This is a genomic window from Rhizobium sp. CSW-27 (assembly GCF_018760785.1).
GTDB lineage: Bacteria > Pseudomonadota > Alphaproteobacteria > Rhizobiales > Rhizobiaceae > Neorhizobium.
In genome coordinates this window covers 280,847-303,604 of sequence record NZ_JAHHZO010000005.1, presented here as the reverse complement: position 1 = coordinate 303,604, position 22,758 = coordinate 280,847, and the positions used below count along the sequence as shown (strand labels likewise).

The window sequence follows — 22,758 nt, the reverse complement described above, 5'->3', positions numbered from 1 at the left end:
GCCGGTGGCATCCCCTCCGGTCTATGATCTCAGGGGGCTGAAATGCCCCCTGCCCGTGCTGAAGACCCGCAAGAAGCTCGCCAGCCTGCCAATCGGCGCGGAACTCTGCGTCGAGACGACCGATGCACTGGCCGCGATCGATATTCCGCACGCCTGCCGCGAGGATGGTCAGCGCCTGCTTGCCTGCGAGGTGACCGCATTCGGCCACCGCTTTTTCATCCGCAAGGAATGCGATCCGCCGCCGCGTGGCGACGAGGAGTTCTGAGTGCCGGTCGGGCAGACCCGTGCCCTCCCCTGGCGTCGGAGCCCTCTTGTCAGAGCCGCAGGCCCGGCACAGCGAGCGGATTATCCTCGAGGGCCGCGCGGTCCGGCCGGTCGATGCGCGGCTCGCCGGTGAAGGCGGCAAACAGGTCGGTTACGAAATCCTCGGACAGGCCCTGGGTGATCAGCACCATGCGCGTGCGCCGGTCGCTGCCGTCGGGCCAGCGCGGCAGGCGCTCCGGCGGATGAAAGATGCTCTGCACCCCGTGCAGCACAAGCGGCCGCTCCGGATTATCGGCAAGCTGCACGATCGCCTTCATGCGCAACAGCTTTTCGCCATGCGCCGAACGCAAAAGGTCGACGAACATTTCCACCGCCATCGGCGCAATCGGCCGGTCATGCACGATGGCAAAGGAGCGGATGTAATCGCCGTGACGGTTGACGTCATGATGATGGTGATGGTTCCCCCGCGGCGCATGACCGTGACCATGGTCGTGAGCGTCGCCATGGTGATGATCATGATGGTCGTGCCCATCATGATCATCGTGACGGTGGCCGTGATCGTGGTCGTGGTCGTGGTCGTGATCCTCCTGCAGCCAGCGGGAGACATCGGCGATCTTGCTGTCTGGATCGTAGAGGCCGTTGACAAGCAGCGCTGCGGTACCCGCCTGCTCGGCATCGCCGTCGCAAACGGCTGCTCGGGGATTGAGTTCGGCCAAGCGTCGCATCAGCGGCGACAGCGCGTCGGGTGCTGCCAGCCGCTTCTTCGTCAGCACCAGCCGATCGGCCACCGCCACCTGGCGCAGCGCCTCCGGATGGCGCGCAAGCGTCGAAAGACCATGAACCGCATCGACCACGGTGACGACGCCATCGAGCGAAAAGCTCTGCGCGATCACCGGATTGCCCATCACCGCCTGCATGACGGGCGCCGGGTCGGCGAGCCCCGTGGTCTCTATGACAACGCGACGGATCGGCTTCAGGCGCCCGGTCTGGATCTGGTCGACGAGCGAGGCCAGCGTCTCCACCAGCTCGCCGCGCACCGTGCAGCACAGGCAACCGTTCGACAGTTCCAGCAGCGTGTCGCCGGAGGTTTCGACCAGGAAATTGTCGATGCCAACCTCGCCGAATTCGTTGATGATGACGGCTGTATCGTGCGCCTGCGGGTCCCTGAGGATGCGATTGAGCAGCGTCGATTTGCCGGCACCGAGAAAACCGGTCAGGATGGAGACCGGAATGCGATCGCTTGCCAGGGCCATGATGAAGATATCCTGTGAGGGTTAAAGCGATGCCGGACGCGGGATCGGCACCGGCACGGAGGCCTCCGGCACATCCGCGCCGCCCGCCGTCTTCGGAGCTTCCGGCGGTGCGATGATCTCGGCCAGGCTGAAGGCCGGCGGCTCGGTTCTTTCCAGAATATAGGGCGAATGGATCACCATGCGCCCCTGCTCGTCGCGGCCTTCGCTGCGCACCTTGGCGGCCTTCGGATTGCAGATGTCGGCGCTGATATCCACCACTGCGTCGCGATCCGGCCCGTAGGGCGCAAGGCTGGAAAGCGGCACGCCCTTGCCGGGATCCTGCGTCAGTGCCGCCTGCAGGAGCGCTGCCGATTCCTCGGCGCGCCCCGCGAGACTGTCGGAGCCGAGCACCACCGATACCACGGTTCGGCCGTTGCGGGTGGCAGACGACACCTGGTTGAAGCCGGAGGCACAGATGAAGCCGGTCTTCATGCCGTCGGCACCATCGAACCGGCCGATCAGCATGTTGTAGTTCGGATAATCCTTGGCGCCGGTGGTGATGCCTTCCAGCGCGAAATAGCTCGCATATTGCGGAAAACTGCGACGCAGCGTCAGCGCCAGCACCGCGAGATCGCGCGCCGTGGTGTACTGCCCCTTGCCAGGCAGGCCATGCGGGTTGATGAAATGCGAGGATGTCATGCCGAGGCGTTGCGCCGCATCGTTCATCATCGTGACGAACTGGTCGGAACTGCCGCCGCCCACGGTTTCCGCCAGCCCCATGGCCACGTCATTGGCGGACTTCACCACCAGGATCTTCAGCGCGGCATCGATCGTCAGCGTGGCGCCGGGCTTCAGGAACATCTTGCTCGGCAGCTGGTCGACGGCCTTGCGGCTCATCACGATCGGCGTTTCCAGCGTCACCTTCCCCGCCTTCAGCGCCTCGAAGGTGACGTAGATGGTCATCAGCTTGGTGAGCGAGGCGGGATACCACCTGCGGAAGGCTTCCTGATGCGAGATCACCCGCCCGCTGGCCACATCCACCACCATCTTCGGATTGGCCTCGGCCAGATGCGGAAGCCCGGCGCCGAGAAGCGCGACGCTGAGGACAAGGGCAAGCCTGCGATACGCGGCTGACGGTCTATTCGGACTGTGGGGCAAGGAGCGGCCTCGTGATGGACTGCCGGATGTTCCGTGGCGGGTAGAACGCCTCTATGGCCAAGGAATGGCAAAGATCATTGATTCCGTCAATTCTGCGGCGCAATATCGCCGCCGATGACCGGCGCTTTGCGCCAGCCCGTGCCAGTGACAGGAATTGCGATGCCGATCTTGAACAGAGCCGCCGAGATGCAAGCGGAAATCAGCGCCTGGCGGCGCCATATCCATGAAAATCCGGGCCTTCTCTACGAAGTGCAGGAAACCGCCGCTTTCGTGGAGGAGAAGCTGAAAAGCTTCGGCGTGGACGAAATCGTCACCGGCCTCGGCCGCACCGGCGTGGTCGGCCTCATTCGCGGTCGCGGCGAGGGCGGCCGGGTGATCGGACTGAGGGCGGACATGGATGCCCTGCCGCTGACCGAGATCACCGGAAAGGCCTGGGCCTCGCGCCAGGAAGGCAAGATGCATGCCTGCGGCCACGACGGCCATACCGCCATGCTGTTGGGGGCTGCGAAATATCTGGCCGAAACCCGTAATTTCAACGGCACCGTCGCCGTCATCTTCCAGCCGGCCGAGGAAGGCGGGCGCGGTGCGCTCGCCATGGTCGAGGATGGGCTGATGGACCGCTTCGGCATTCAGGAAGTCTATGGCATGCACAACATGCCGGGCATGGCGCTTGGCACCTTTGCCATCCGCAAGGGCGGCATCATGGCCGCCCCGGACAAGTTCACCATCCAGATCAAGGGGCGCGGCGGCCATGCGGCAGAACCGCACCGAACCGCCGACCCGATCGTCATCGGCGCACAGATCGTCGGCGGCCTGCAGATGATTGCGGCGCGCAACGCCAACCCGCTGCGCTCCGTCGTCGTCTCCGTCACCCAGTTCCATGCCGGCACCACGCACAACATCATTCCGGAGGAGGCGGTGATCGCCGGCACCGTCCGCAGCCTCGATGAGGGGGTGCGTGATCTCGCCGAAGCCCGCATCCGCCAGATCGCCGAGGGCATTGCCGCCACGCATGACGGCGCGGCCGAGGTGGATTACGAGCGCGCCTGCCCCGTGACCGTCAACCATCCGGAAGAGACGATGCACGCGGCCAAGGCGGCAATGGCGATTGTCGGCGAGAAGAATGTCAATACCGAGGTCGACCCGAGCATGGCCGGCGAGGACTTCGCCTTCATGCTGCAGGCCCGCCCCGGTGCCTATATCATGATCGGCAATGGCGACACCGCCGCCCTGCACAATCCCGCCTATGATTTCAACGACGAAGCCATCGGCTATGGCGTCTCCTACTGGGTGAAGCTCGCAGAGCAGCGCCTCGCCGACTGAGGTGGCAACAAAGGCCCTCCCCGCCGGTCTGCCGACTTGTCGGCAGCGCCCGGCTGCGGTATGTAGCCAGTCGAAAGCGTCAGTCCACGTAGCTCAGCAGGATAGAGCACAGGATTCCTAATCCTGGGGTCGGAGGTTCGAATCCTCTCGTGGACACCATTTCTCCCCTTACTCCAGCCGATTATCCCCTTGCCGCCGGCTGATCAGGCCGCCCCACCGGAGGCAAGGCCCAGCCAGTCGCTGATCAGCCACCAGCCGCCCAGCAGGACAAAGGCGGTGAAGGCAAGCGCCAGAAGTCCGAGGCCCAGTCCGCCGGCCACGGCCGCCCCATCCCTTTGCGCAAGCCCCAATGCCACGAAGAAGATCGACAGGCCCGGCAGCACATTGCCGAAAGGGATCGGCAGGGCGATCAGCACCGCCATGACAAAAACGACGCCTCCCAGGGGCCGCAGGGCGGCACGACCGGCCAGTGCCGTGAGGCGCGGCCTCAGCCAGGTTTCGAGCCAGGCGAGCTTCGGGCCGAGCCGCACCGCCATGGCCTTCAGCAGGGCCTCAGGCACCTCGACCCGGGCAAGCCGTTGCGGCAACATGAAGCGCTCGGCACCGATCACCAACTGCCCGGCCAGCAGTGCCAGCGCCGTGCCGAACACCATGCCGGCCGGAATGCCGGGCGTCGGGATGATCGCCGGAATGGAAAAGACCAGCAGCACCAGCGCGGTCGCCTGCTCTCCCAGGAGAGACAGCAGCCCGCCGAGCGTTGCCCGCCCCGGCCCCATCCGCTGCGGCAGTTGCGCCAGCAGCTCGGCCAGCCCTTCCGCACGGATATCCGCAGAGGATGTCTCACCCATGCCAGCCTTCACCAGCCGTTCTCGGGCCATATGCTGCCTGCGCCGCCGCAGGATGCCTCTCGGTGCCGATTTCGAATTCTCGCCTTTTCACGCCGCTCCTTTTCCGGTTCGCCGCGTCAAGGGCAAACCGACAGGGACAGGATATGGGAAGGCGGATGGGCGATGCGAAGGGCAGGCCCGGCAAAAAACCGCGCGCCGCCGCCGGCACCGGCGCTGAAGGCAGGTGTCCGGCCGGACGTTAGCGCTATCATTTTGCCGCCAGCGATGCGCCGCCGGGAGAGATCGCCTCCATGAAGACGATGCTCTGCTGGCAGAGCCTTGCCTCGTCGATGAAGGTATCGAGGCATTCCAGCAGACGATTGCGGCGGCACGCCACCTCCTGCTCCGGCAGGGGCGAGAGGTTGAAGGCACCAATTCCGGCAAGGAAGGCCTGCAGCGCCGCGCTGAGCGAGGGCATCAGGTCGATGAGGTAGACGCTCGGCTGACGCGGATCCAGCGCGGCGGTCATATAGGCGGACAGGTTCCTCGGAATGGAAAGGGCATCCTGGCGGCCGCAGGTCGCCACCAGATCCCGCAGCCTGTCTGCATCCACTTTGTCGATTGTCATGGTCGTTCCCTGGCAGGACGTTTTCAGTCTCAGTTCCGATGCAGGCAGACGACCGACGCGGGACTTGCCCCCCCATCCTGCGCCCTGATGACGCCGCTGCTTCCGGAACGCGAAGACAAGGTTGATGTTATCACGAAAAAATGAGTAGCCTCAGAAATGAGCGTGTCAATGCTAGCGCTCAAAGATTGAGCGAAGCTGTGGACGATGAAACCGCCCGGAGCGGGCGCACATCCGCGCCCGCCTCAGCGCTCCCGCACATGCTCCATACGAAAGCCAAGGCCCATCAGTCGCCCGGCAAGATGCGCCAGCAGCGGAAAGCGGGCGATGCCGCGAATAAAGGCCGGCGGGCCCTTGCTGCGCTTCTCATCCACCCGATCCTTGCGCCGGCTCGAGCGCATCATCAGTTGCAGCTTCTGGGTCGCCTTCGTCGGAAACAGCCGGCGTTTCTCCACCGCGGCCAGATGGGCGTCCGTCAGGCGGCCCTCCTTCAGCGGCCGGGCAAGGAGATTGCCAGCCGCCACCGCATCCTGAATGGCGAGATTGACGCCGACGCCGCCGATCGGCGACATGGCATGCGCCGCATCGCCAATGGCCAGCAGGCCGGGCTTCCACCAGCGCTTCAGCCGGTCGATCCGCACCTGCAGAAGGCTGACATCCTCCCAGCCGGCAATCTCGTTCATCCGCGACGCCGGCAGCGGCGAAACCGCGCGCACCATGTCACGAAAGGCTTCCAGCTCTCCGGCGCGGATCTCGGCAAAACTGCCACGCCGGACGATATAGCCGCATTGCCAGTAATCGCCGCGATCGATCAGCACGAAACCCTGGCGCGGCCCGGCATGTCCCATGGTCTCGGCGGGATCGCCCTCCTGTTTCGACAGCTTCATCCAGACCACCTCGCTGGGGCTGCCAAAACTTTCGACCTCCAGCCCCGCCTTTTCGCGCACCACGGAATGGCGGCCATCGGCCGCGACGACGAGGCTCGAACGTAGCATCATTGGACCATCGGCACGCTGGAGTGCGAGCCCGGTGACACGACCACCCTCCTCCAGCACATCCACCACCTTCGTTGCCATCATCAGCCGGAAGTTGGGGTACTTCCCCGCCTCCTTTGACAGGAAATCGAGAAAATCCCATTGCGGCATGAAGGCGATGAAGCGGTTGCGCACCGGAAGCCGGGAAAAATCCGCCATGGTGATGGTGCGTCCGCCCATCTCCGCCGACAGTTTTGGCGCGCGGGTGTGCGGAAGCTTCAGGAACGCCTCTTCGAGGCCCAGTTCGTGGATTACTTCGAGTGTCGAGGGGTGGATGGTATCGCCGCGAAAATCGCGCAGGAAGTCGCCGTGTTTTTCGATGACGGTGACATCGACACCCGCGCGGGCCAGAAGCAGGCCGAGCATGAGGCCCGCGGGGCCGCCGCCAGCAATGGCGCAGGTTGTTGTCAGATCCATTTCCGCCATGTCACCCCTCCGCGAACGCATTGTCTTGCAGTCTACCGCATCTGGCACCGGCGGGGATGAAATTCAATGCGACGCTTCCGCCCTTGTGAGCTGTCTGCGGCCCCTGTAAACGAGCGGTAACAAACGCGGACCCTTGGCATGACAGTGACGAAGCGCAGCATCTCCATTCTCGGCTCGACCGGCTCCATCGGCACGAACACGCTGGATGTGCTGACGCATCTGGAGGATCACGACGCTTTCGAGGTCGTTGCCCTGACCGGTGCCGGAAACATCGAGCTTCTGGCCGAGCAGGCGAAGGTACACCGGGCGAAGCTCGCCGTGACCGCCGACGAAAGCCAGTATGTGGCGCTGCGCGATCTTCTCTCCGGCACCGGCATCGAGGTGGCGGCGGGCCAGACGGGCCTGCTCGAAGCCGCCAGCGCCGAGGCCGGCATGGTGATGGCGGCAATCGTCGGCACGGCCGGGCTTGCGCCGACGCTTGTCGCGGCACGGCGCGGCGCCGATATTGCGCTTGCCAACAAGGAATGCCTGGTTTCGGCCGGCGACCTGTTCGTCTCGGCGGTGAAACAGGGCGGCGGACGCCTGCTGCCGGTCGACAGCGAACACAATGCGATCTTCCAGGTGCTGGAGGAAAACCAGCGCCACGCCATCGAGCGTGTGATCCTGACGGCCTCCGGCGGACCCTTCCGCACCTTCACCAAGGCGCAGATGGCGGACGTGACGGTGGAGACGGCGCGTGCCCATCCCAACTGGTCGATGGGCCTGAAGATCTCCATCGACAGCGCCTCGATGTTCAACAAGGCGCTGGAGATGATCGAGGCGAAACATCTCTTTGGCCTGTCGCCCGAGCAGGTGGAGGTGATCGTCCATCCGCAATCGATCATTCATTCCATGGTGGGTTATGCCGATGGCTCCGTGCTGGCACAGCTCGGCTGCCCGGACATGCGCCACGCGATCGGCTATGCACTGCACTATCCGCGCCGGGGAAAGCTGCCGGTGGAGCGGCTGGACTTTGCCAAGCTCTCCCGTCTTGATTTCGAGGCGCCCGACGAGGAGCGGTTCCCAGCGCTGAGACTGGCGCGGCTGGCCATGACCCGCGGCGGGGTGCAGGGTGCCGTGCTGAACGGCGCCAAGGAAGTGGCGCTCGACGCCTTCATTGCCGGCGACCTTCCCTTCCTCGCCATGGCGGAGATCACCGAAGCGGTGATGGAGGAGCTCGCGCATCTGCCAGCCGCGACCAGCATGGACGATGTGTTTGCCGCGGACCTGGAAGCGCGGCATGCGGCAGGTCGCCGGCTGGGATAAGCCTCAGGCGGCGCGAACTTCGCTCAGCAATTCTGGATGCTGGTCCAGCAGGCGCAGCAGCTTGACGAGGGCCACGGGCGGGCGGCTTTTGCCGTTTTCGTAGCGGGAAAAGGCATTGACGCCGCCGCCGAAAATTTCGCCCGCCTGCTTCTGGTCCAGTTTCAGCTTGCGGCGAACGGCTGCGATATAGGCAGGATCGACACGCACGGCATTCACCTGCCGCTGGAATTCGCCGATCAGACGGCTGAACCGGTCACCCTCAACAGCATCGAGGATCACCTCGTCGCAGGCCGGGCAAAAGTCTCCCGTGACCGCGGGGATCAACGTCTCTTCACCCTTGTAGACATAGGGTACATCGCGCGTGTCTCGCACCAGATCGGCAGCACCACAGCACGGACATTTCATGATCACAGCTCCTTGAACGACACGATCAGCACGTCATCGATGACGGTGAGCTTCAGATAGACAAGATCGCCAAGCTGGGTCCGCGTCCGGTAGACATCCTGCCAGATGGCATGATCGGCATGCGTGGTCATCGCCTTGTAAAAGTCACGCAAAGTGAGCGCCATGACCACCTCGCACATGCTGGCAAGATCAACGATGCCAAGCGCCCGTGCCCCGATGAAGGCCGATCCGGTCGCCCTGACGCGGCCCGCCTGCACCAGCAGTTTCACACGATCCAGAGGGCAATGCGGCTTCCGTTTCTCCATAAATAACCTAGTAGGTTAACCGAGGCAAGCCTTACGCGTTTCGGCGCCGGCCCTCCATCAGGTCCAGAATGGCGCGCGCCGCATCGAGCACATTGGTGCCGGGGCCGAAGACGGCGGCAACGCCGCAATCGAGCAGGAACTGGTAATCCTGGCGGGGAATGACGCCGCCCACCACGACAATCACATCCTCCGCACCCTGTGCCTTCAGCGCCTCGATCAGTTGCGGGGCGAGCGTCTTGTGGCCGGCGGCAAGCGAGGACATGCCGACCACCTGCACCTTTTCCGCGACCGCGAGGCTCGCGGCCTCATCCGGCGTCTGGAACAGCGGCCCGGCCACCACCTGGAAGCCGATATCGCCGAAGGCAGAGGCAATCACCTTGGCTCCACGGTCGTGCCCATCCTGGCCGAGCTTGGCGACCAGCATTTTCGGCTTGATCCCTGTCGCTTCGGCATAGGTGGCGAGACGGGTCGTGAGCGTCTGGTATTCCGGATCGTCCGCATAGGCCGGACCGTAGATGTTGCTGACCACCTCCGGCACCGCGGTGTGATCGCCAAAGGCCTGACGCATGGCATCGGAAATCTCGCCGACGGTGGCACGGGCGCGCGCCGCGTCCACGGCAGCGGCCAGAAGATTGCCCTCGCCGCTTTCCGCCACATGTTCCAGAAGCGCCAGCGCTTCGGCCACACGCTTCGGATCACGCTGGCGCTTGATCTGTTCCAGCCGCTTGATCTGCGAATTGCGCACCGCGGTGTTGTCGATGTCGAGGATATCGATGGGCTCCTCGTTTTCGAGCCGGTATTTGTTGACGCCGACGATGATCTCCTCGCCGCGATCCACCCGCGCCTGGCGCCGCGTCGCCGCCTCCTCGATCAGCCGCTTCGGCAGGCCGTCGGCGACCGCCTTGGTCATGCCGCCCATGGCCTCGACCTCCTCGATCAAGCCCCAAGCCTTGTCCGCGAGCTCCTTGGTGAGGCTTTCGACATAATAGGAACCAGCCAGCGGATCGACCACCTTTGTGACGCCCGTTTCATGCTGCAGGATCAGCTGCGTGTTGCGGGCAATGCGGGCGGAAAACTCCGTCGGCAAGGCAATTGCCTCATCCAGCGCATTGGTGTGCAGCGATTGCGTGCCGCCGAGCACGGCCGACAGCGCCTCATAGGCGGTGCGGATGACGTTGTTATAGGGGTCCTGTTCCTGCAACGAGACCCCGGAGGTCTGGCAGTGGGTGCGCAACATCAGCGAGCCCGGCTTCTTCGGCTGGAACTCCTCCATGATCTTCGACCAAAGCAGGCGGGCGGCGCGCAATTTGGCCGCTTCCATGAAGAAGTTCATGCCGATGGCAAAAAAGAAGGAGAGACGCCCGGCGAATTCATCGACGTTCAGGCCGCGTGCGAGCGCAGCGCGCACATATTCGCGGCCATCGGCCAGCGTAAAGGCCAGTTCCTGAACCAGCGTCGCGCCGGCTTCCTGCATGTGATAGCCGGAAATCGAGATGGAGTTGAAGCGCGGCATTTCCTTCGCCGTATAGGCAATGATGTCCGCAATGATCCGCATCGAGGGTTCCGGCGGATAGATATAGGTGTTGCGGACCATGAACTCCTTCAGAATATCGTTCTGAATGGTGCCGGAGAGCTGATCGCGGGAGACGCCCTGTTCTTCGCCGGTAACGATGAAGTTCGCAAGAATCGGGATCACCGCGCCGTTCATCGTCATGGAGACGGAGATATCCTGCAGCGGAATGCCGTTGAACAGGATCTTCATGTCCTCGACGCTGTCGATCGCCACCCCTGCCTTGCCGACATCGCCGACGACGCGCGGATGATCCGAATCGTAACCGCGATGGGTGGCGAGATCGAAGGCGACGGAGACACCCTGCTGGCCGGCGGCGAGCGCCTTGCGATAAAAGGCATTGCTCTCTTCGGCGGTCGAAAAACCCGCATATTGCCGGATCGTCCAGGGGCGGCCGGCATACATGGTGGCGCGGGGACCACGCACGAAGGGTTTGAAACCGGGCAGGCTGTCGAGATGGTCCATGCCCTGCAGATCATCTGCCGTATAGAGCGGCTTGACCGGGATGCCTTCCGGGGTGTGCCAGACGAGCGTCTCCGGTGATACCTTCAGCTCCTTTTCGGCGAGCGCCTGCCAGTCCTGCTTAACCGTGCTGCTGATCTTCTCGGACATCTGCTCTCTCCTCGGTTTCACGGTGTCGTTCAAGGTCTGCCTGAAGGGTTGCGATCAGAGCCCGTCCCGCGGCGCAGGCGTCCGCCATGGACTGGCGAAGCGCAGCCAGGCTTTGTCTTCGCTCCCCCGTCAGAGGCGGCAAAGCGGCCGGCTTGCCACCGGACGTGCCGGGCCATACCGGTGCCGGAACCTTCCTTTTCGGTCGCATGCCGCACTCCTCCTTCGACAAGACACAGCTTTCCCTTGGCGATCCGTGAACTGGTCGGTCGGGGCACTGAAAGATGCGCCGAATTGAGTTTTAATGAATGCATCTTTCAGCACCCCGTTCGGCAGTTTATGCCCGCAGCCCGATCACTCCGAGATGGACAACACCAGCTTGACCTGATGTCTCGCCCGTCGCCTTCCACGCGGCTGAGACGTGGTCTGCGACGGGTTTTGAAGGACGGCGGTGTTTCACCCGCCGCCGCGCATCTCGTCGGCCCGAAGCCCGGCTGGTGCCCTTGGCGCCAGCTGTGACCCTTTCGCGGACCCGGACGATGGGCCTTTGCGTCTTCTTCCCACCGCCCGAACCGGCCCCGCATCGCCGGCACGCCTGCCGGTGTATCCGCTGCGGGACGGGATGATTGTAGACATGCGGCGAGAGGGTGGGGATGAACGGGACAAGAATTCCCGCCCATGTCCCTGAAATTGCTCGATCCGACGGGCTGGATCATCCCCAGGATCGGCGCCTGAACGGCGGCTTTGACGCCGGTGCCACTCAGTAGTATTCTTGAAGAAGAACGAGGATTAAACCGCCATGACCGTAAAGACATCCGTTTCGATTTCCGACCAGCAGGACGCCTTTGCCCGTCGACTGGTGGAAGAAGGCCGCTATTCCAGTGTGAGCGCCGTGGTGCAGCAGGGGCTGGAACTGCTGCGCGAGCAGACTGAGAGGAATGAGGCGGAGCTGGCAGCGCTACGGGCGTTGATTGAAGAGAGAAGTAAGGGGCCTTTCTTGAGCGCGGAGGAAAGCAGCCGCCGTATTGATGCGTTGATTGCGCGCAAGAAAGCTGAATATGGCCTTTGAGCTGTTCCGGGCCCCTGCAGCGGACCGAGACCTCGACATGATTTTCGAGCATCTTGTCGAGTCCTATCTCTCTCTCGGAGATGACTTGCAGGATGCCGTTGCACGTGCTGCAGCACGTTTGAAAGCTATAGACAGGGATATGCTTGCGCTTGTTCGTGCTCCGCACCAGGGGAGTCTGCGACATCAGATCTCGCCGGGACTGCGTCAAGTGACCAAGAACCGCACGATTTTCTATTTTAAGGTCGATGAAGCAAAGCACGAAGTGAAGGTCTTGGCGGTGTTTTTCCGTGGCCAAGACCACGAGAAGCACATCCTCAAACGGCTCGGCAACCAGCCCGGCGATGCGTGACCATTGATCCAAGCCGTAAGAACCCATCTCACTCGAACTCCATGATCAACTCGTCCACCGCCAGGCTCTGACCGGCGCTCGCGGCAACACGTTTGACCACGCCCTTGCGTTCCGCCTTCAGCACGTTTTCCATCTTCATGGCTTCGACGGTCGCGAGCGTCTGGCCGGCTTCCACCGTCTCGCCCACCTTCACCGCAACGCCGGTAATCACCCCCGGCATGGGGCAGAGCAGCATTTTCGACGTATCCGGCGGCAGTTTCACCGGCATCAGTTTGGCCAGTTCCGCCACGCGCGGCGAACGGACCCGCGCCGAGACATCCATGCCATTGCAGCGAAGCCGGATGGCGGAACCGACAAGATTGACCTTCACGCCAAGCTTTTGTCCATTCACCAGGAAATGCGCATGCGTCTGGCCGGGATGCCAGGAACCGGCAACGGTGACTGCCTCGCCACTCTGCGCAAAGGCGACGACCTGCGCATCCGCACCGGCCGTCAGCGTCACCGCATGGCGGGTATCCCCCAATTGCACCACCCAATCCTTGCCGACGACACGGGCATGGTTGCCGATCGTGCCGGAAATCTGCGCCGCCCGACCCTGGATCTGGGCATGGATGACGGCGGCAATGGCGGCAAGCTGCTGCGATGATGCGGCATCCGGCGCGACACCGGAGAAGCCATCGGGAAATTCTTCCGCGATATAGGCGGTGGTCAGTTTGCCGGAGCGGAAACGGTCCTGCCCCATGACGGCGGAGAGGAAGGGCAGGTTGTGACCGATGCCCTCCACCTCGAAATCATTGAGCGCCGCGGCCATGGCATCGATTGCCATGTCGCGCGTCTGCCCCCAGGTGCAGAGCTTGGCGATCATCGGATCGTAATACATCGAGATCTCGCCGCCTTCGTAGACGCCGGTATCATTGCGCACCACGCTGCCATCGGCCTGTTTGCCTTCGACCGGCGGGCGGTAGCGCGTGAGCCGGCCGATGGAGGGCAGGAAGTTGCGGAACGGATCTTCCGCATAAAGCCGGCTTTCGATGGCCCAGCCGTTGAGCTTGACCTCATCCTGGGTGAGCGCCAGTTTTTCGCCGGAGGCCACGCGGATCATCTGCTCGACAAGATCGATGCCGGTGACGAGTTCGGTCACCGGATGTTCCACCTGCAGGCGGGTGTTCATTTCGAGGAAGTAGAACTTGTTGGCCTTGCCATCGACGATGAATTCCACCGTGCCGGCGGAATGGTAACCGACGGCTTTCGCTAGCGCCACCGCCTGCTCGCCCATGGCACGGCGCGTCTCCGGCGTCAGGAAGGGCGACGGCGCCTCCTCGATCACCTTCTGGTTTCGCCGCTGGATCGAGCATTCACGCTCGCCGAGATAAAGGCAGTTGCCGTACCTGTCGCCCAGCACCTGGATTTCGATATGGCGCGGTTCGGTAACGAATTTTTCGATGAAGATGCGGTCATCACCAAACGAACTTTTCGCCTCGTTTTTCGAGGACTGGAAACCTTCACGCGCTTCCGCATCGTTCCAGGCGATGCGCATGCCCTTGCCGCCGCCGCCGGCGGACGCTTTGATCATCACCGGATACCCGATCGAGGCGGAAATCCTGACCGCTTCGTCGGCATCCTCGATCAGGCCCATATGGCCGGGCACGGTGGAGACGCCCGCTTCCGCGGCGATCTTCTTCGAGGTGATCTTGTCGCCCATGGCCTGGATGGCGCCGACCGGCGGGCCGATGAAGGTGACGCCTGCCTTTTCCAGCGCCTCGGCAAACAGCGGATTTTCCGAGAGAAACCCGTAACCCGGATGCACGGCATCGGCGCCGGTCTTTCGGATGGCGTCCAGGATCTTGTCGATGACGATGTAGGACTGAGACGAGGGCGCCGGGCCGATATGCACCGCCTCGTCGGCTTCGCGCACATGAGCCGCATTGGCATCCGCATCGGAATAGACGGCGACCGTCTTGATGCCCATTTTCTTTGCCGTGCGGATGACCCGGCAGGCGATTTCGCCGCGATTGGCAATGAGAATTTTCTGGATCGGCATTCCGTCACCCCTCCGCAATGTCTTCGAAAGCCTGCGGAAAATTCTTCCGCGCCACGGCCTCATTCAATTTCAGCTTCGCTGTGTAGGAGGCGGGATCGAAGCCGCGTTCAGCGGCGATCACCTCGCGCCCGAACAGGCGGCTGAGCCGCTCGCCATCCAGATTGCCGCGTTCGAACGGCTCGGTGCCGAAGAAATGCCAGAGCGCCTGCACGAAGCCGATATCGGCAAGCGCCACCGTCTGGTCCAGCGTGCGGTAGCGCGGCATGGCATAAAGCTTGGTGACCTTCGAATTGGCCCGGCGCAGCGTGTATTGCCACTGCGTGCCGGGAAGGCCCAGGGGAAAGCCGCGATGTTTTGGCATTTCGGGGATCTTGGCCATCATCCACGCTCCGGCGCAAAAAGCTGGGTGCGCATCATCAGACCTCGAACACGTCGTCAAAGGATTCGGGGAAGTTCTGGCGGGCGACGCGCTCGTCGATGCGCAGCAGCGCCTCGTAGGACATCGGGTCGAAATCCTTTTCCACCGGCACCACCTCACGGCCGAACAGCAGGTTGAGGCGGGCGGCATCCAGATTGCCGCGCTCGAACGGCTCGGCCCCGAAATGATGCCAGAGCGCATGCAGGAAGGCCGCATCGATGCGGTGTTCCTTGCTGCCGGGGCGCGCCTTGCGCGGCAACGCCTTGATGGGCGTGACACCCTTCGGATTGGCGCGGCGGATGGTGAACTGGACGCCGGTTCCGGGCATGCCGCCGGGAAAACCGCGATGTTTGGTCATGTCGGGCAGGGCCACGGTGTTCTTCTCCAGTCCTTCATTCTGTCTCTTGGCGCGGGGATCAGCCCCGCGCCGGCTGGCCTCCCCCGGCTGATGGCGCGAGGGGAAACCGTGTGTCGTTCACGTCAGAGCGTCAGCCCATCGAAATCGGAGGCTGCGTGGCGTTCGGGCAGGAAGGTGCCGGGATCGCCGGAGGCCTTGTTGACGATGGAGCCGCGCTTGACGCCCGGACGGGCTGCAATCTGCTTCGTCCAGCGCTGGACATGTTCGTATTCATCGACCGACAGGAAGGTGCCGGCATCATCATAGGCGCCATGCAGGGCAAGGCGACCATACCAGGGCCAGATCGCCATGTCGGCGATGGTATAGGTCTGGCCGGCCATGAACTCGTTGTTGGCGAGGTGGCGGTTCAGCACGTCCATCTGGCGCTTTACCTCCATGGCATAGCGGTCGATGGCATATTGTATCTTCATCGGCGCATAGGTGTAGAAATGGCCGAAGCCACCGCCGAGGAAGGGGGCAGAGCCCATCTGCCAGAACAGCCAGTTCAGCGTTTCGGCACGGGCGCGGGCTTCCGCCGGCAGGAAGGCGCCGAATTTTTCTGCGAGATAGGTCATGATCGAGGCGGATTCGAACAGCCGGATCGGCGCGCCGCCATCCTTCGGCTGATGGTCCATCAGGGCCGGGATCTTGGAATTCGGATTGACCTCGACAAAGCCGGACCCGAACTGCTCGCCCTTGCCGATATTGATCAGCCAGGCATCATATTCCGCGCCCGAATGACCGGCGGCCAGCAGCTCCTCCAGCAGGATGGTCACCTTCTGGCCGTTCGGCGTGCCGAGCGAATAGAGCTGCAGCGGATGCGCGCCGAACGGGCGCTCCTTCTCATGCGTCGCGCCGGCGATCGGCCGGTTGATATTGGCAAAGGCACCGCCATTGCCGGGCTCCCAGGTCCAGACCCTGGGCGGCTGATAGCCTGCGGGCAGGTTGTTTTCCGGCGGAAATTTGGTGTCGGTCATCAGAGAATATCCTAGATTTGAAAGGGAGGCGTACGTGACGCCCGCGATGATATAGGAAGAAGACGGTTCCGTTTCGCCGCTTGCCGTTCATTTTCCCTTTCACGTCGATTTTATTCGGCCGCCTCGGCGGGAGGCTTGGCGCCCGGATATTTCCTGCCCTTGAGCATGCCTTCAATGCTCAGGTCCTCGTCGAGGTGCGGCCAGTGCACCCCGAAGGGCGACAGTTCGATCACGTTTCGCTGTTCGTGCGTCGCAGCGAGGAGCGGCGGATACCACCAAAGTGGCGTAACCAGCGTCGCGCCATCCGCAAGCTCCACGACCAGAGAGGTCGCCGTACAGCAGGCGGACACCGGCTCCAGCAGATCCTGATCAATTTCCAAAGTGCTCATGCCACTTCTCCAGAAAGTCCTGCTGATGGTCTTTTACCACGGCGAGAAGGTCCTTCAGTTCCTTTTCCGAACAACGCTTGTTGCGTGCAATCGCAAGACGCTCCAGCCAGATCTTGGTTTCCTTCCGGTCCTTGCGAACATGGACATGCGGCGGCTCATCCCGGTCGAGACTGTAGAATTCAAACCGCCACCCTTTCCACTCAAAGACGCGCGGCATGGTTCGCTCACAGCGGAATGGTGTCGTGCTTCTTCCAGTGCGTCGTCACCTGCTTGTTGCGAAGGCTCGCAAAGGCCCGCGCAATACGGCGGCGCGAGGAATGCGGCATGATCACCTCGTCGATGAAACCGCGCTCGGCCGCCACGAAGGGATTGGCAAAACGTTCCTCGTATTCCTTCGTGCGCGCCGCGATCTTCTCCGCGTCGCCCAGTTCCGAACGGTAGAGAATTTCGGTCGCGCCCTTGGCGCCCATCACGGCGATTTCCGCCGTCGGCCAGGCATAATTGACGTCGGCGCCGATATGTTTCGAGGCCATCACGTCATAGGCGCCGCCATAGGCTTTTCGCGTGATCAGCGTCACCATCGGCACGGTGGCTTCCGAATAGGCGAAGAGGAGTTTTGCGCCATGCTTGATGACGCCGCCATATTCCTGCGCGACGCCCGGAAGGAAGCCCGGCACATCGACCAGCGTCAGGATGGGAATGGAAAAGGCATCGCAGAAGCGCACGAAACGGGCGGCCTTGCGCGAGGCATCGATATCGAGGCAGCCGGCCAGCACCATGGGCTGGTTGGCGACGACGCCGACCGTCTGGCCTTCCAGCCGCATGAAGCCGGTGACGATGTTTTTGGCAAAGGCTTCCTGGATCTCGAAGAAATCGCCCTCATCCGCAATCGCGTAGATAAGTTCCTTCATGTCATAGGGTTTCGTGGCCGAATCCGGGATCAGGCTGTCGAGCCGCATCTCAAGACGGGCCGGATCGTCGAAGAAGGGGCGCACCGGCGGCTTTTCGCGGTTGTTGAGCGGCAGGAAATCGAAGAGCTGGCGCACGGCTTCCAGCGTTTCGATATCGTTCTCGTAGGCCGCATCGGCAACGGAGGATTTCTTCGTGTGGGTGGAGGCGCCGCCCAGTTCTTCGGCCGTGACAATCTCGTTCGTCACCGTCTTCACCACATCCGGGCCGGTGACGAACATGTAGGAACTATCGCGCACCATGAAGATGAAATCGGTCATGGCCGGCGAATAGACGGCGCCGCCGGCGCAAGGCCCCATGATCACCGATATCTGCGGAATGACGCCGGAAGCCTCCGCATTGCGGCGGAAGACTTCGGCATAGCCGGCAAGCGACGCCACGCCTTCCTGAATACGCGCGCCGCCGGAATCGTTCAGACCGATGACGGGTGCCCCGACGCGCACGGCCATGTCCATGATCTTGCAGATTTTTTGCGCATGGGTCTCAGAGAGGGAGCCGCCCAAAACCGTGAAATCCTGGGAGAAGACATAGACCTGTCGGCCGTTGATCGTGCCCCAGCCGGTGATCACGCCATCGCCCGGCACCTTCTGCTCGGCCATGCCGAAATCGACGCAGCGATGCGTGACATACATGTCGTATTCTTCGAAGGAGCCTTCATCGAGCAGAACCTCAATGCGCTCGCGGGCCGTGAGCTTGCCCTTGGCATGCTGCGCATCGATGCGCTTCTGCCCGCCCCCAAGACGCGCTTCCGCCCGCCGTGCTTCCACTTCGCTCAAGACTGCACGCATGCTGCCTCCCAGATTCTGCTTTTCCGCTTGTTGTATCCTGCTGGACCTGCAGGCGAAACATGGATTTTCGTTGAATGGGTGGCGATGTGTAATCTATGTATATGCAAACTGCATTTTGCGAAGTTGCAAATCATGGCCATCGGGAAACTCTATATCGGACGCAAGGTGCGCGAGTTGCGGGATACGGCGCGCACCACGCAGGCACAGTTTGCCGAAAGGCTCGGCATTTCCACCAGCTATCTGAACCAGATCGAGAACAACCAGCGACCGGTTTCCGCCGCCGTGCTGCTGGCACTGGCGGAGAAATTCGGCATCAGCCTTGCCGAACTCTCGTCCGGCGAAGGCGACCGGCTGCTCTCGGCGCTTTCGGAGGCGCTGTCCGATCCGCTGTTCGACGGCTACACGGCCAATCTGCAGGAGTTGAAACTGGTCACGCAGAATGCGCCGGCGCTGGCGCATGCGCTGATCGCGGCCCATCAGGCCTATCGCCGCTCCAGCGAACAGCTGGCCAGCATGGATGACCGGCTGGACCGGGCAGCCCTGACGGAGGCGACGCCCTATGACGAGGTGCGCGACTATTTCCACTTCGTCGACAACTATCTGCACGATCTCGACATCGCCGCCGAAACGCTGGCGGGCGAACTGGGGCTCGGCGGCGGCGAGAACCATGCGGCGCTGCAACGCCATCTCGGCAGTCGCTTCGGCATCAGCGTGGAACGTGCAGCACTTGCCGACGACCTGATCCGAAGCTTCAACCCGGCAACGCGCCGCCTGCTTCTGAATGCCTATGCGACGCCGGCAACGCGCGATTTCCAGATGGCGCTGCAGATTGCCCAGTTGCATGCGGCCGAGATGATCGACCGCATGGTGCGCGAGGCAGGCTTTCGCACACCGGAGGCAGCCGATATCTGTCGCATCGGCTTGCAGAACTATTTTGCCGGCGCGCTGCTTCTGCCCTACGAGAGCTTCCTGAAACGCGCCCGCGCGCTGCGCCACGATCTCGACCTGCTGGCCGCCCATTTCGGCGCCAGCCTGGAGCAGGTCTGCCATCGCCTCAGTACGCTGCAAAGGCCGGGGCAGAAGGGGGTTCCGATCTTCTTTGCCCGCGTGGACCGCGCCGGCAACATCACCAAGCGCCACAGCGCGGCCAAACTGCAGTTTGCCCGTTTCGGCGCCGCCTGTCCGCTGTGGAATGTGCACCAGGCCTTCGAGATGCCGGGGCGCATCATCCGCCAGCTGGCGGAAACGCCGGACGGCGTGCGTTATCTCTGTCTTGCCACCCAGATCACCAAGGGCAGCGGCGGCTTTCGCGCCGTGCAGCCGCGCTATGCGCTGGCGCTGGGCTGCGAGATTTCCGATGCCGGAAGCTTCGTCTATGCCGACGACCTTGATCTCGACAACCGCGCCGCCTTCGAGCCGATCGGCATTTCCTGCCGCATCTGCGAGCGCCACACCTGCCCGCAGCGCGCCATGCCGCCGCTGAAGAGCAGGCTTGCGGTGGACCACGACAACCGCTCGATCGTGCCGTACCGAATTGTATGAGGGAGAAACAGGCATAGGAAACGAGGGAACACGCGGTTGGTTCGAATTCACACGCTCAGGCGCGCAGGCATTGCGGCTTCGCGCCCCCCTCATCCGGCTGCCGCCATCTTCTCCCCGCCGGGGAGAAGACACGCGGAGGACCGCCTTGCGCCAATCAAGCCGCAACACCGGACGTTAGCGCTCTTTTTCATCAATGAGAGGTTGGGCTGAACGTTGGCCACCTGGCCTCTTCTCCCCATCGGGGAGAAGTCCCCGGCAGGGGGATGAGGGGGAAAAGCCGAAATCGTGGTGCCGTGCGCTGTGGTTCACAGGCTTTCGCAGACGGCGACCCGCAGTTCTTCCGGATAGGCGCCGTTGCAGCCTTCCAAGGCATTGTTGGTGAGACTGACCACCGTGACACCCTGATCCGGCAGGATGAACCAGGTATTGCCGTAGACGCCGCCCCACTGCACGGCACCGGCCGGCAGCGCCGTCATGGCAGCCAACGGATCGGTGATGATCGCGCCGAAATAGCCGAAACGCTGGCCCGGATTGCCGGGCACATCACCGATCCGGTTGGAGAGGCCGGCTGCGGCCATTTCCCTGGAGAACAGCGGTTCGCCGCCGGTGCGCACCGTCTCCAGCAGCCGCATCACATCGCGCGCCGTGCCGGCCATGCCGGCACCACCCGACTGGAAGGCCCGGGCATTCAAGATGCGCGACGGCGAGAAATAGGCCTCGAACCGCCCCTCTTCCCGCGCGTGCCAGGGATCCGGCATGCGCACCGGGCCATCGGGCGAATCGGCATAGGCAACGGCCAGCCGCGACAGATCCGTGACGTGGAAACGGGCATCCTTCATCTGCAGGGGGGCTGCCACATGTTGAACGACGGCATCCTCCAGCGAGGCACCGTGGACCTGCTCGATCACCGCGCCCAGAACATCGATGGCGGTGGAATAGGCCCATTGATCGCCGGGGCGGAAGGCGAGACGGGTGCCGCTCAACCGCGAGAAATTCTCCCTCAGCGACAGGCTGGTATCGCTGAGGCCCTGATTGACGGCGCGGTCTGCCGGCAACTGCTCGAGGCCCGCATCATAGGCGAGGCCGGAGGTATGGGTGATGAGATGGCGAACGCGCACATCCGCCGGCGTGCCGTCCGGATTGAGCGGACGAAACCACGGCAGATGATCCACCACCGCATCATCCAGCGAAAACAGTCCGCGCTCGACCATGGCAAGCGCGGTGGCCGCGACGATCGGCTTGGTGACGGAAGCATAGCGGAAAATGGTGTCGAGGCTGACCGGCACCCCGGCCTCGCGATCCTGATAGCCGACGGCGCGCTCCAGAACGGGCACGCCATCCCGAAAGATCAGCACCACCGCGCCGGTGATGCGGCCGCTGGCCGTCACCTGGTCGAGAAGGGCATTCACACGATCCATGGACACGGCCGACACTCCCGCAAAAAACAAAAGGACGTATCATGTCTCCATGATCCGTCCTTCGAATTCAAGCAGGCAATGCCCGTATCAGGCAACCGCACGGGCGAGTGCGCAACGCGACCACAGCTGATGCAGGGCGCCGACCAGATGCTCGATATCGGCATCCGAATGCAGCGGTGTCGGCGTGATGCGCAGGCGCTCGGTCTTGCGCGGTACCGTCGGGTAGTTGATCGGCTGGACATAGATGCCGGAGTGATCGAGCAGCAGGTCCGAGATCCACTTGCACTTGGCGGCATCCCCCACCATCACCGGCACGATGTGGCTGGGATTGGGCATATGCGGAATGCCGCGGGCATCCAGCGAGGCACGCAGCTTGCGCACGCGGTCCTGATGGCGGGCGCGCTCGAAGGGGCTTGCCTTCAGGTGACGGATCGAGGCGAGCGCGCCTGCGGCGAGCGCCGGCGGCAGGGCCGTCGTGAAGATGAAGCCGGAGGCGAAGGAGCGGATGAAATCGCAGACCGCGTGCGAGCCGGTGATGTAACCGCCCATCACGCCGAAGGCCTTGCCGAGCGTGCCTTCGATGATGGTGATGCGGTCCATCAGGCCCTCGCGTTCGGCAATGCCGCCGCCGCGCGGACCATACATGCCGACCGCATGCACTTCGTCGAGATAGGTCATGGCGCCGAATTCGTCAGCCAGATCGCAGATTTCCCTGATCGGCGCGATGTCGCCATCCATCGAATAGACGCTTTCGAAGGCGATCAGCTTCGGTGCCTTCGGATCGGCAACCGCAAGCTTGGCGCGCAGGTCGTCCAGATCGTTATGCTTCCAGATGACGCGCTCGCACTTGCCATAGCGGATGCCCTCGATCATCGAGGCATGGTTCAGCGCATCGGAATAGATGATGAGGCCGGGAATCTTGGCCCCCAGCGTGCCGAGCGTCGCCCAGTTGGACATGTAGCCGGAATTGAAGATGAGGGCGGAATCCTTGCCGTGCAGATCGGCAAGTTCCTGCTCCAGAAGCACGTGGTAGTGGTTGGTGCCAGAAATATTCCGGGTGCCTCCCGCACCCGCGCCACAGTGATCGATCGCCTCATGCATGGCGGCAACCACGGCCGGATGCTGGCCCATGCCGAGATAATCGTTGGAACACCAGACGGTGACGTCGCGTTTGCCTTCCGGGGTGTGGCGGGTCGCGCGGGGAAAATTGCCGCGATGCCGCTCGAGATCGGCGAACACGCGATAGCGACCTTCCTGATGAAGGCTGTCCAGTTCGCCTTTGAAAAATGCCTCGAAATCCATTCTCACACTCCAGAAC

At 63.1% G+C, this 22,758-nt stretch carries 23 protein-coding genes and 1 tRNA gene; 7 read left to right on the top strand and 17 right to left on the bottom strand.

The window, feature by feature from the left end:
• Positions 1–4 precede the first annotated feature (4 nt).
• Complete coding sequence (locus KLP42_RS12790) at positions 5–265, top strand: sulfurtransferase TusA family protein (RefSeq protein ID WP_353844876.1); 261 nt, start codon at positions 5–7, stop codon at positions 263–265.
• 49 nt (positions 266–314) lie between these two features.
• Here KLP42_RS12790 and KLP42_RS12785 read toward each other — a convergent pair whose 3' ends face one another.
• Complete coding sequence (locus tag KLP42_RS12785; protein ID WP_215567112.1) at positions 315–1,517, bottom strand: CobW family GTP-binding protein; 1,203 nt, start codon at positions 1,515–1,517, stop codon at positions 315–317.
• A gap of 21 nt (positions 1,518–1,538) precedes the next feature.
• On the bottom strand, positions 1,539–2,654 hold the full coding sequence (locus KLP42_RS12780; RefSeq protein WP_286675466.1) for a D-alanyl-D-alanine carboxypeptidase family protein: 1,116 nt from the start codon (positions 2,652–2,654) through the stop codon (positions 1,539–1,541).
• A 159-nt stretch (positions 2,655–2,813) separates the two neighbouring features.
• Here KLP42_RS12780 and KLP42_RS12775 point away from each other — a divergent pair, with 159 nt between their 5' ends.
• Both KLP42_RS12775 and KLP42_RS12770 read left to right on the top strand, forming a co-directional pair.
• On the top strand, positions 2,814–3,977 hold the full coding sequence (locus KLP42_RS12775) for a M20 aminoacylase family protein (protein WP_215567111.1): 1,164 nt from the start codon (positions 2,814–2,816) through the stop codon (positions 3,975–3,977).
• An 82-nt stretch (positions 3,978–4,059) separates the two neighbouring features.
• Positions 4,060–4,136: transfer RNA gene (locus tag KLP42_RS12770), tRNA-Arg, on the top strand.
• Between the two features lie 44 nt (positions 4,137–4,180).
• Here KLP42_RS12770 and KLP42_RS12765 read toward each other — a convergent pair.
• The 3 genes from KLP42_RS12765 to KLP42_RS12755 all read right to left on the bottom strand — a co-directional run bounded on the left by KLP42_RS12765 (position 4,181) and on the right by KLP42_RS12755 (position 6,889).
• The gene (locus KLP42_RS12765; protein WP_215567110.1) at positions 4,181–4,825 is read right to left on the bottom strand and encodes an exopolysaccharide biosynthesis protein; all 645 of its coding nucleotides are present in this window, start codon (positions 4,823–4,825) and stop codon (positions 4,181–4,183) included.
• Positions 4,826–5,072: 247 nt separating this feature from the next.
• Complete coding sequence (locus KLP42_RS12760; protein ID WP_215567109.1) at positions 5,073–5,432, bottom strand: hypothetical protein; 360 nt, start codon at positions 5,430–5,432, stop codon at positions 5,073–5,075.
• A 242-nt stretch (positions 5,433–5,674) separates the two neighbouring features.
• Positions 5,675–6,889: an FAD-dependent oxidoreductase gene (locus KLP42_RS12755; RefSeq protein WP_215567108.1), complete on the bottom strand. Its 1,215-nt coding sequence runs from the start codon at positions 6,887–6,889 to the stop codon at positions 5,675–5,677.
• A gap of 138 nt (positions 6,890–7,027) precedes the next feature.
• Here KLP42_RS12755 and dxr point away from each other — a divergent pair, with 138 nt between their 5' ends.
• A complete protein-coding gene (gene dxr, locus KLP42_RS12750) occupies positions 7,028–8,194 on the top strand; it encodes a 1-deoxy-D-xylulose-5-phosphate reductoisomerase (RefSeq protein ID WP_215567107.1) in 1,167 nt (388 codons plus the stop codon).
• A gap of 3 nt (positions 8,195–8,197) precedes the next feature.
• On the opposite strand, the gene KLP42_RS12745 is transcribed toward dxr, so the two are convergent.
• Genes KLP42_RS12745 through scpA form a run of 3 tightly spaced genes read right to left on the bottom strand, consistent with a single transcriptional unit; the run spans position 8,198 to position 11,086 of the window.
• Positions 8,198–8,599 (bottom strand): type II toxin-antitoxin system MqsA family antitoxin, encoded by a 402-nt coding sequence (locus tag KLP42_RS12745; RefSeq protein WP_215567106.1) that lies wholly within the window; start codon positions 8,597–8,599, stop codon positions 8,198–8,200.
• Between the two features lie 2 nt (positions 8,600–8,601).
• Positions 8,602–8,904, bottom strand: coding sequence for a type II toxin-antitoxin system MqsR family toxin (locus KLP42_RS12740; RefSeq protein WP_215567105.1), 303 nt, complete (start codon positions 8,902–8,904; stop codon positions 8,602–8,604).
• 31 nt (positions 8,905–8,935) lie between these two features.
• Entirely contained in the window at positions 8,936–11,086 is a 2,151-nt protein-coding gene (scpA, locus tag KLP42_RS12735) for a methylmalonyl-CoA mutase (protein WP_215567104.1), read from the bottom strand.
• Between the two features lie 796 nt (positions 11,087–11,882).
• Here scpA and KLP42_RS12730 point away from each other — a divergent pair.
• Both KLP42_RS12730 and KLP42_RS12725 read left to right on the top strand, forming a co-directional pair.
• Positions 11,883–12,152 (top strand): type II toxin-antitoxin system ParD family antitoxin, encoded by a 270-nt coding sequence (locus KLP42_RS12730; RefSeq protein WP_215567103.1) that lies wholly within the window; start codon positions 11,883–11,885, stop codon positions 12,150–12,152.
• Positions 12,142–12,501 carry a type II toxin-antitoxin system RelE/ParE family toxin gene (locus KLP42_RS12725; RefSeq protein WP_215567102.1) on the top strand — a complete coding sequence of 120 codons (360 nt, stop codon included), beginning with the start codon at positions 12,142–12,144 and terminating at the stop codon, positions 12,499–12,501. The genes KLP42_RS12730 and KLP42_RS12725 overlap by 11 nt, the downstream gene beginning before the upstream one ends.
• 28 nt (positions 12,502–12,529) lie before the next feature.
• Here KLP42_RS12725 and KLP42_RS12720 read toward each other — a convergent pair whose 3' ends face one another.
• The 7 genes from KLP42_RS12720 to KLP42_RS12690 all read right to left on the bottom strand — a co-directional run bounded on the left by KLP42_RS12720 (position 12,530) and on the right by KLP42_RS12690 (position 18,480).
• Positions 12,530–14,542 carry an acetyl-CoA carboxylase biotin carboxylase subunit gene (locus tag KLP42_RS12720; RefSeq protein WP_215567101.1) on the bottom strand — a complete coding sequence of 671 codons (2,013 nt, stop codon included), beginning with the start codon at positions 14,540–14,542 and terminating at the stop codon, positions 12,530–12,532.
• A 4-nt stretch (positions 14,543–14,546) separates the two neighbouring features.
• On the bottom strand, positions 14,547–14,921 hold the full coding sequence (locus KLP42_RS12715; protein ID WP_215567184.1) for a hypothetical protein: 375 nt from the start codon (positions 14,919–14,921) through the stop codon (positions 14,547–14,549).
• Positions 14,922–14,958: 37 nt separating this feature from the next.
• Entirely contained in the window at positions 14,959–15,318 is a 360-nt protein-coding gene (locus KLP42_RS12710) for a hypothetical protein (protein WP_215567183.1), read from the bottom strand.
• Between the two features lie 122 nt (positions 15,319–15,440).
• Positions 15,441–16,334 carry a glutathione-dependent disulfide-bond oxidoreductase gene (gene yghU / locus KLP42_RS12705; protein ID WP_215567100.1) on the bottom strand — a complete coding sequence of 298 codons (894 nt, stop codon included), beginning with the start codon at positions 16,332–16,334 and terminating at the stop codon, positions 15,441–15,443.
• 110 nt (positions 16,335–16,444) lie between these two features.
• Positions 16,445–16,723 carry a DUF2442 domain-containing protein gene (locus tag KLP42_RS12700; protein ID WP_215567099.1) on the bottom strand — a complete coding sequence of 93 codons (279 nt, stop codon included), beginning with the start codon at positions 16,721–16,723 and terminating at the stop codon, positions 16,445–16,447.
• The gene (locus KLP42_RS12695; protein ID WP_215567098.1) at positions 16,704–16,940 is read right to left on the bottom strand and encodes a DUF4160 domain-containing protein; all 237 of its coding nucleotides are present in this window, start codon (positions 16,938–16,940) and stop codon (positions 16,704–16,706) included. Before KLP42_RS12695 ends, KLP42_RS12700 begins: the two co-directional genes overlap by 20 nt.
• Positions 16,941–16,947: 7 nt before the next feature.
• Positions 16,948–18,480 carry an acyl-CoA carboxylase subunit beta gene (locus tag KLP42_RS12690; protein WP_215567097.1) on the bottom strand — a complete coding sequence of 511 codons (1,533 nt, stop codon included), beginning with the start codon at positions 18,478–18,480 and terminating at the stop codon, positions 16,948–16,950.
• 132 nt (positions 18,481–18,612) lie between these two features.
• Between KLP42_RS12690 and KLP42_RS12685 the strand changes: the two genes are divergently transcribed.
• A complete protein-coding gene (locus tag KLP42_RS12685) occupies positions 18,613–20,022 on the top strand; it encodes a helix-turn-helix domain-containing protein (protein ID WP_215567096.1) in 1,410 nt (469 codons plus the stop codon).
• A gap of 305 nt (positions 20,023–20,327) precedes the next feature.
• Here KLP42_RS12685 and KLP42_RS12680 read toward each other — a convergent pair whose 3' ends face one another.
• Positions 20,328–21,440 (bottom strand): serine hydrolase domain-containing protein, encoded by a 1,113-nt coding sequence (locus KLP42_RS12680; RefSeq protein ID WP_215567182.1) that lies wholly within the window; start codon positions 21,438–21,440, stop codon positions 20,328–20,330.
• An 87-nt stretch (positions 21,441–21,527) separates the two neighbouring features.
• Positions 21,528–22,742: a 5-aminolevulinate synthase gene (hemA, locus tag KLP42_RS12675; protein ID WP_215567095.1), complete on the bottom strand. Its 1,215-nt coding sequence runs from the start codon at positions 22,740–22,742 to the stop codon at positions 21,528–21,530.
• Positions 22,743–22,758: the final 16 nt, after the last annotated feature.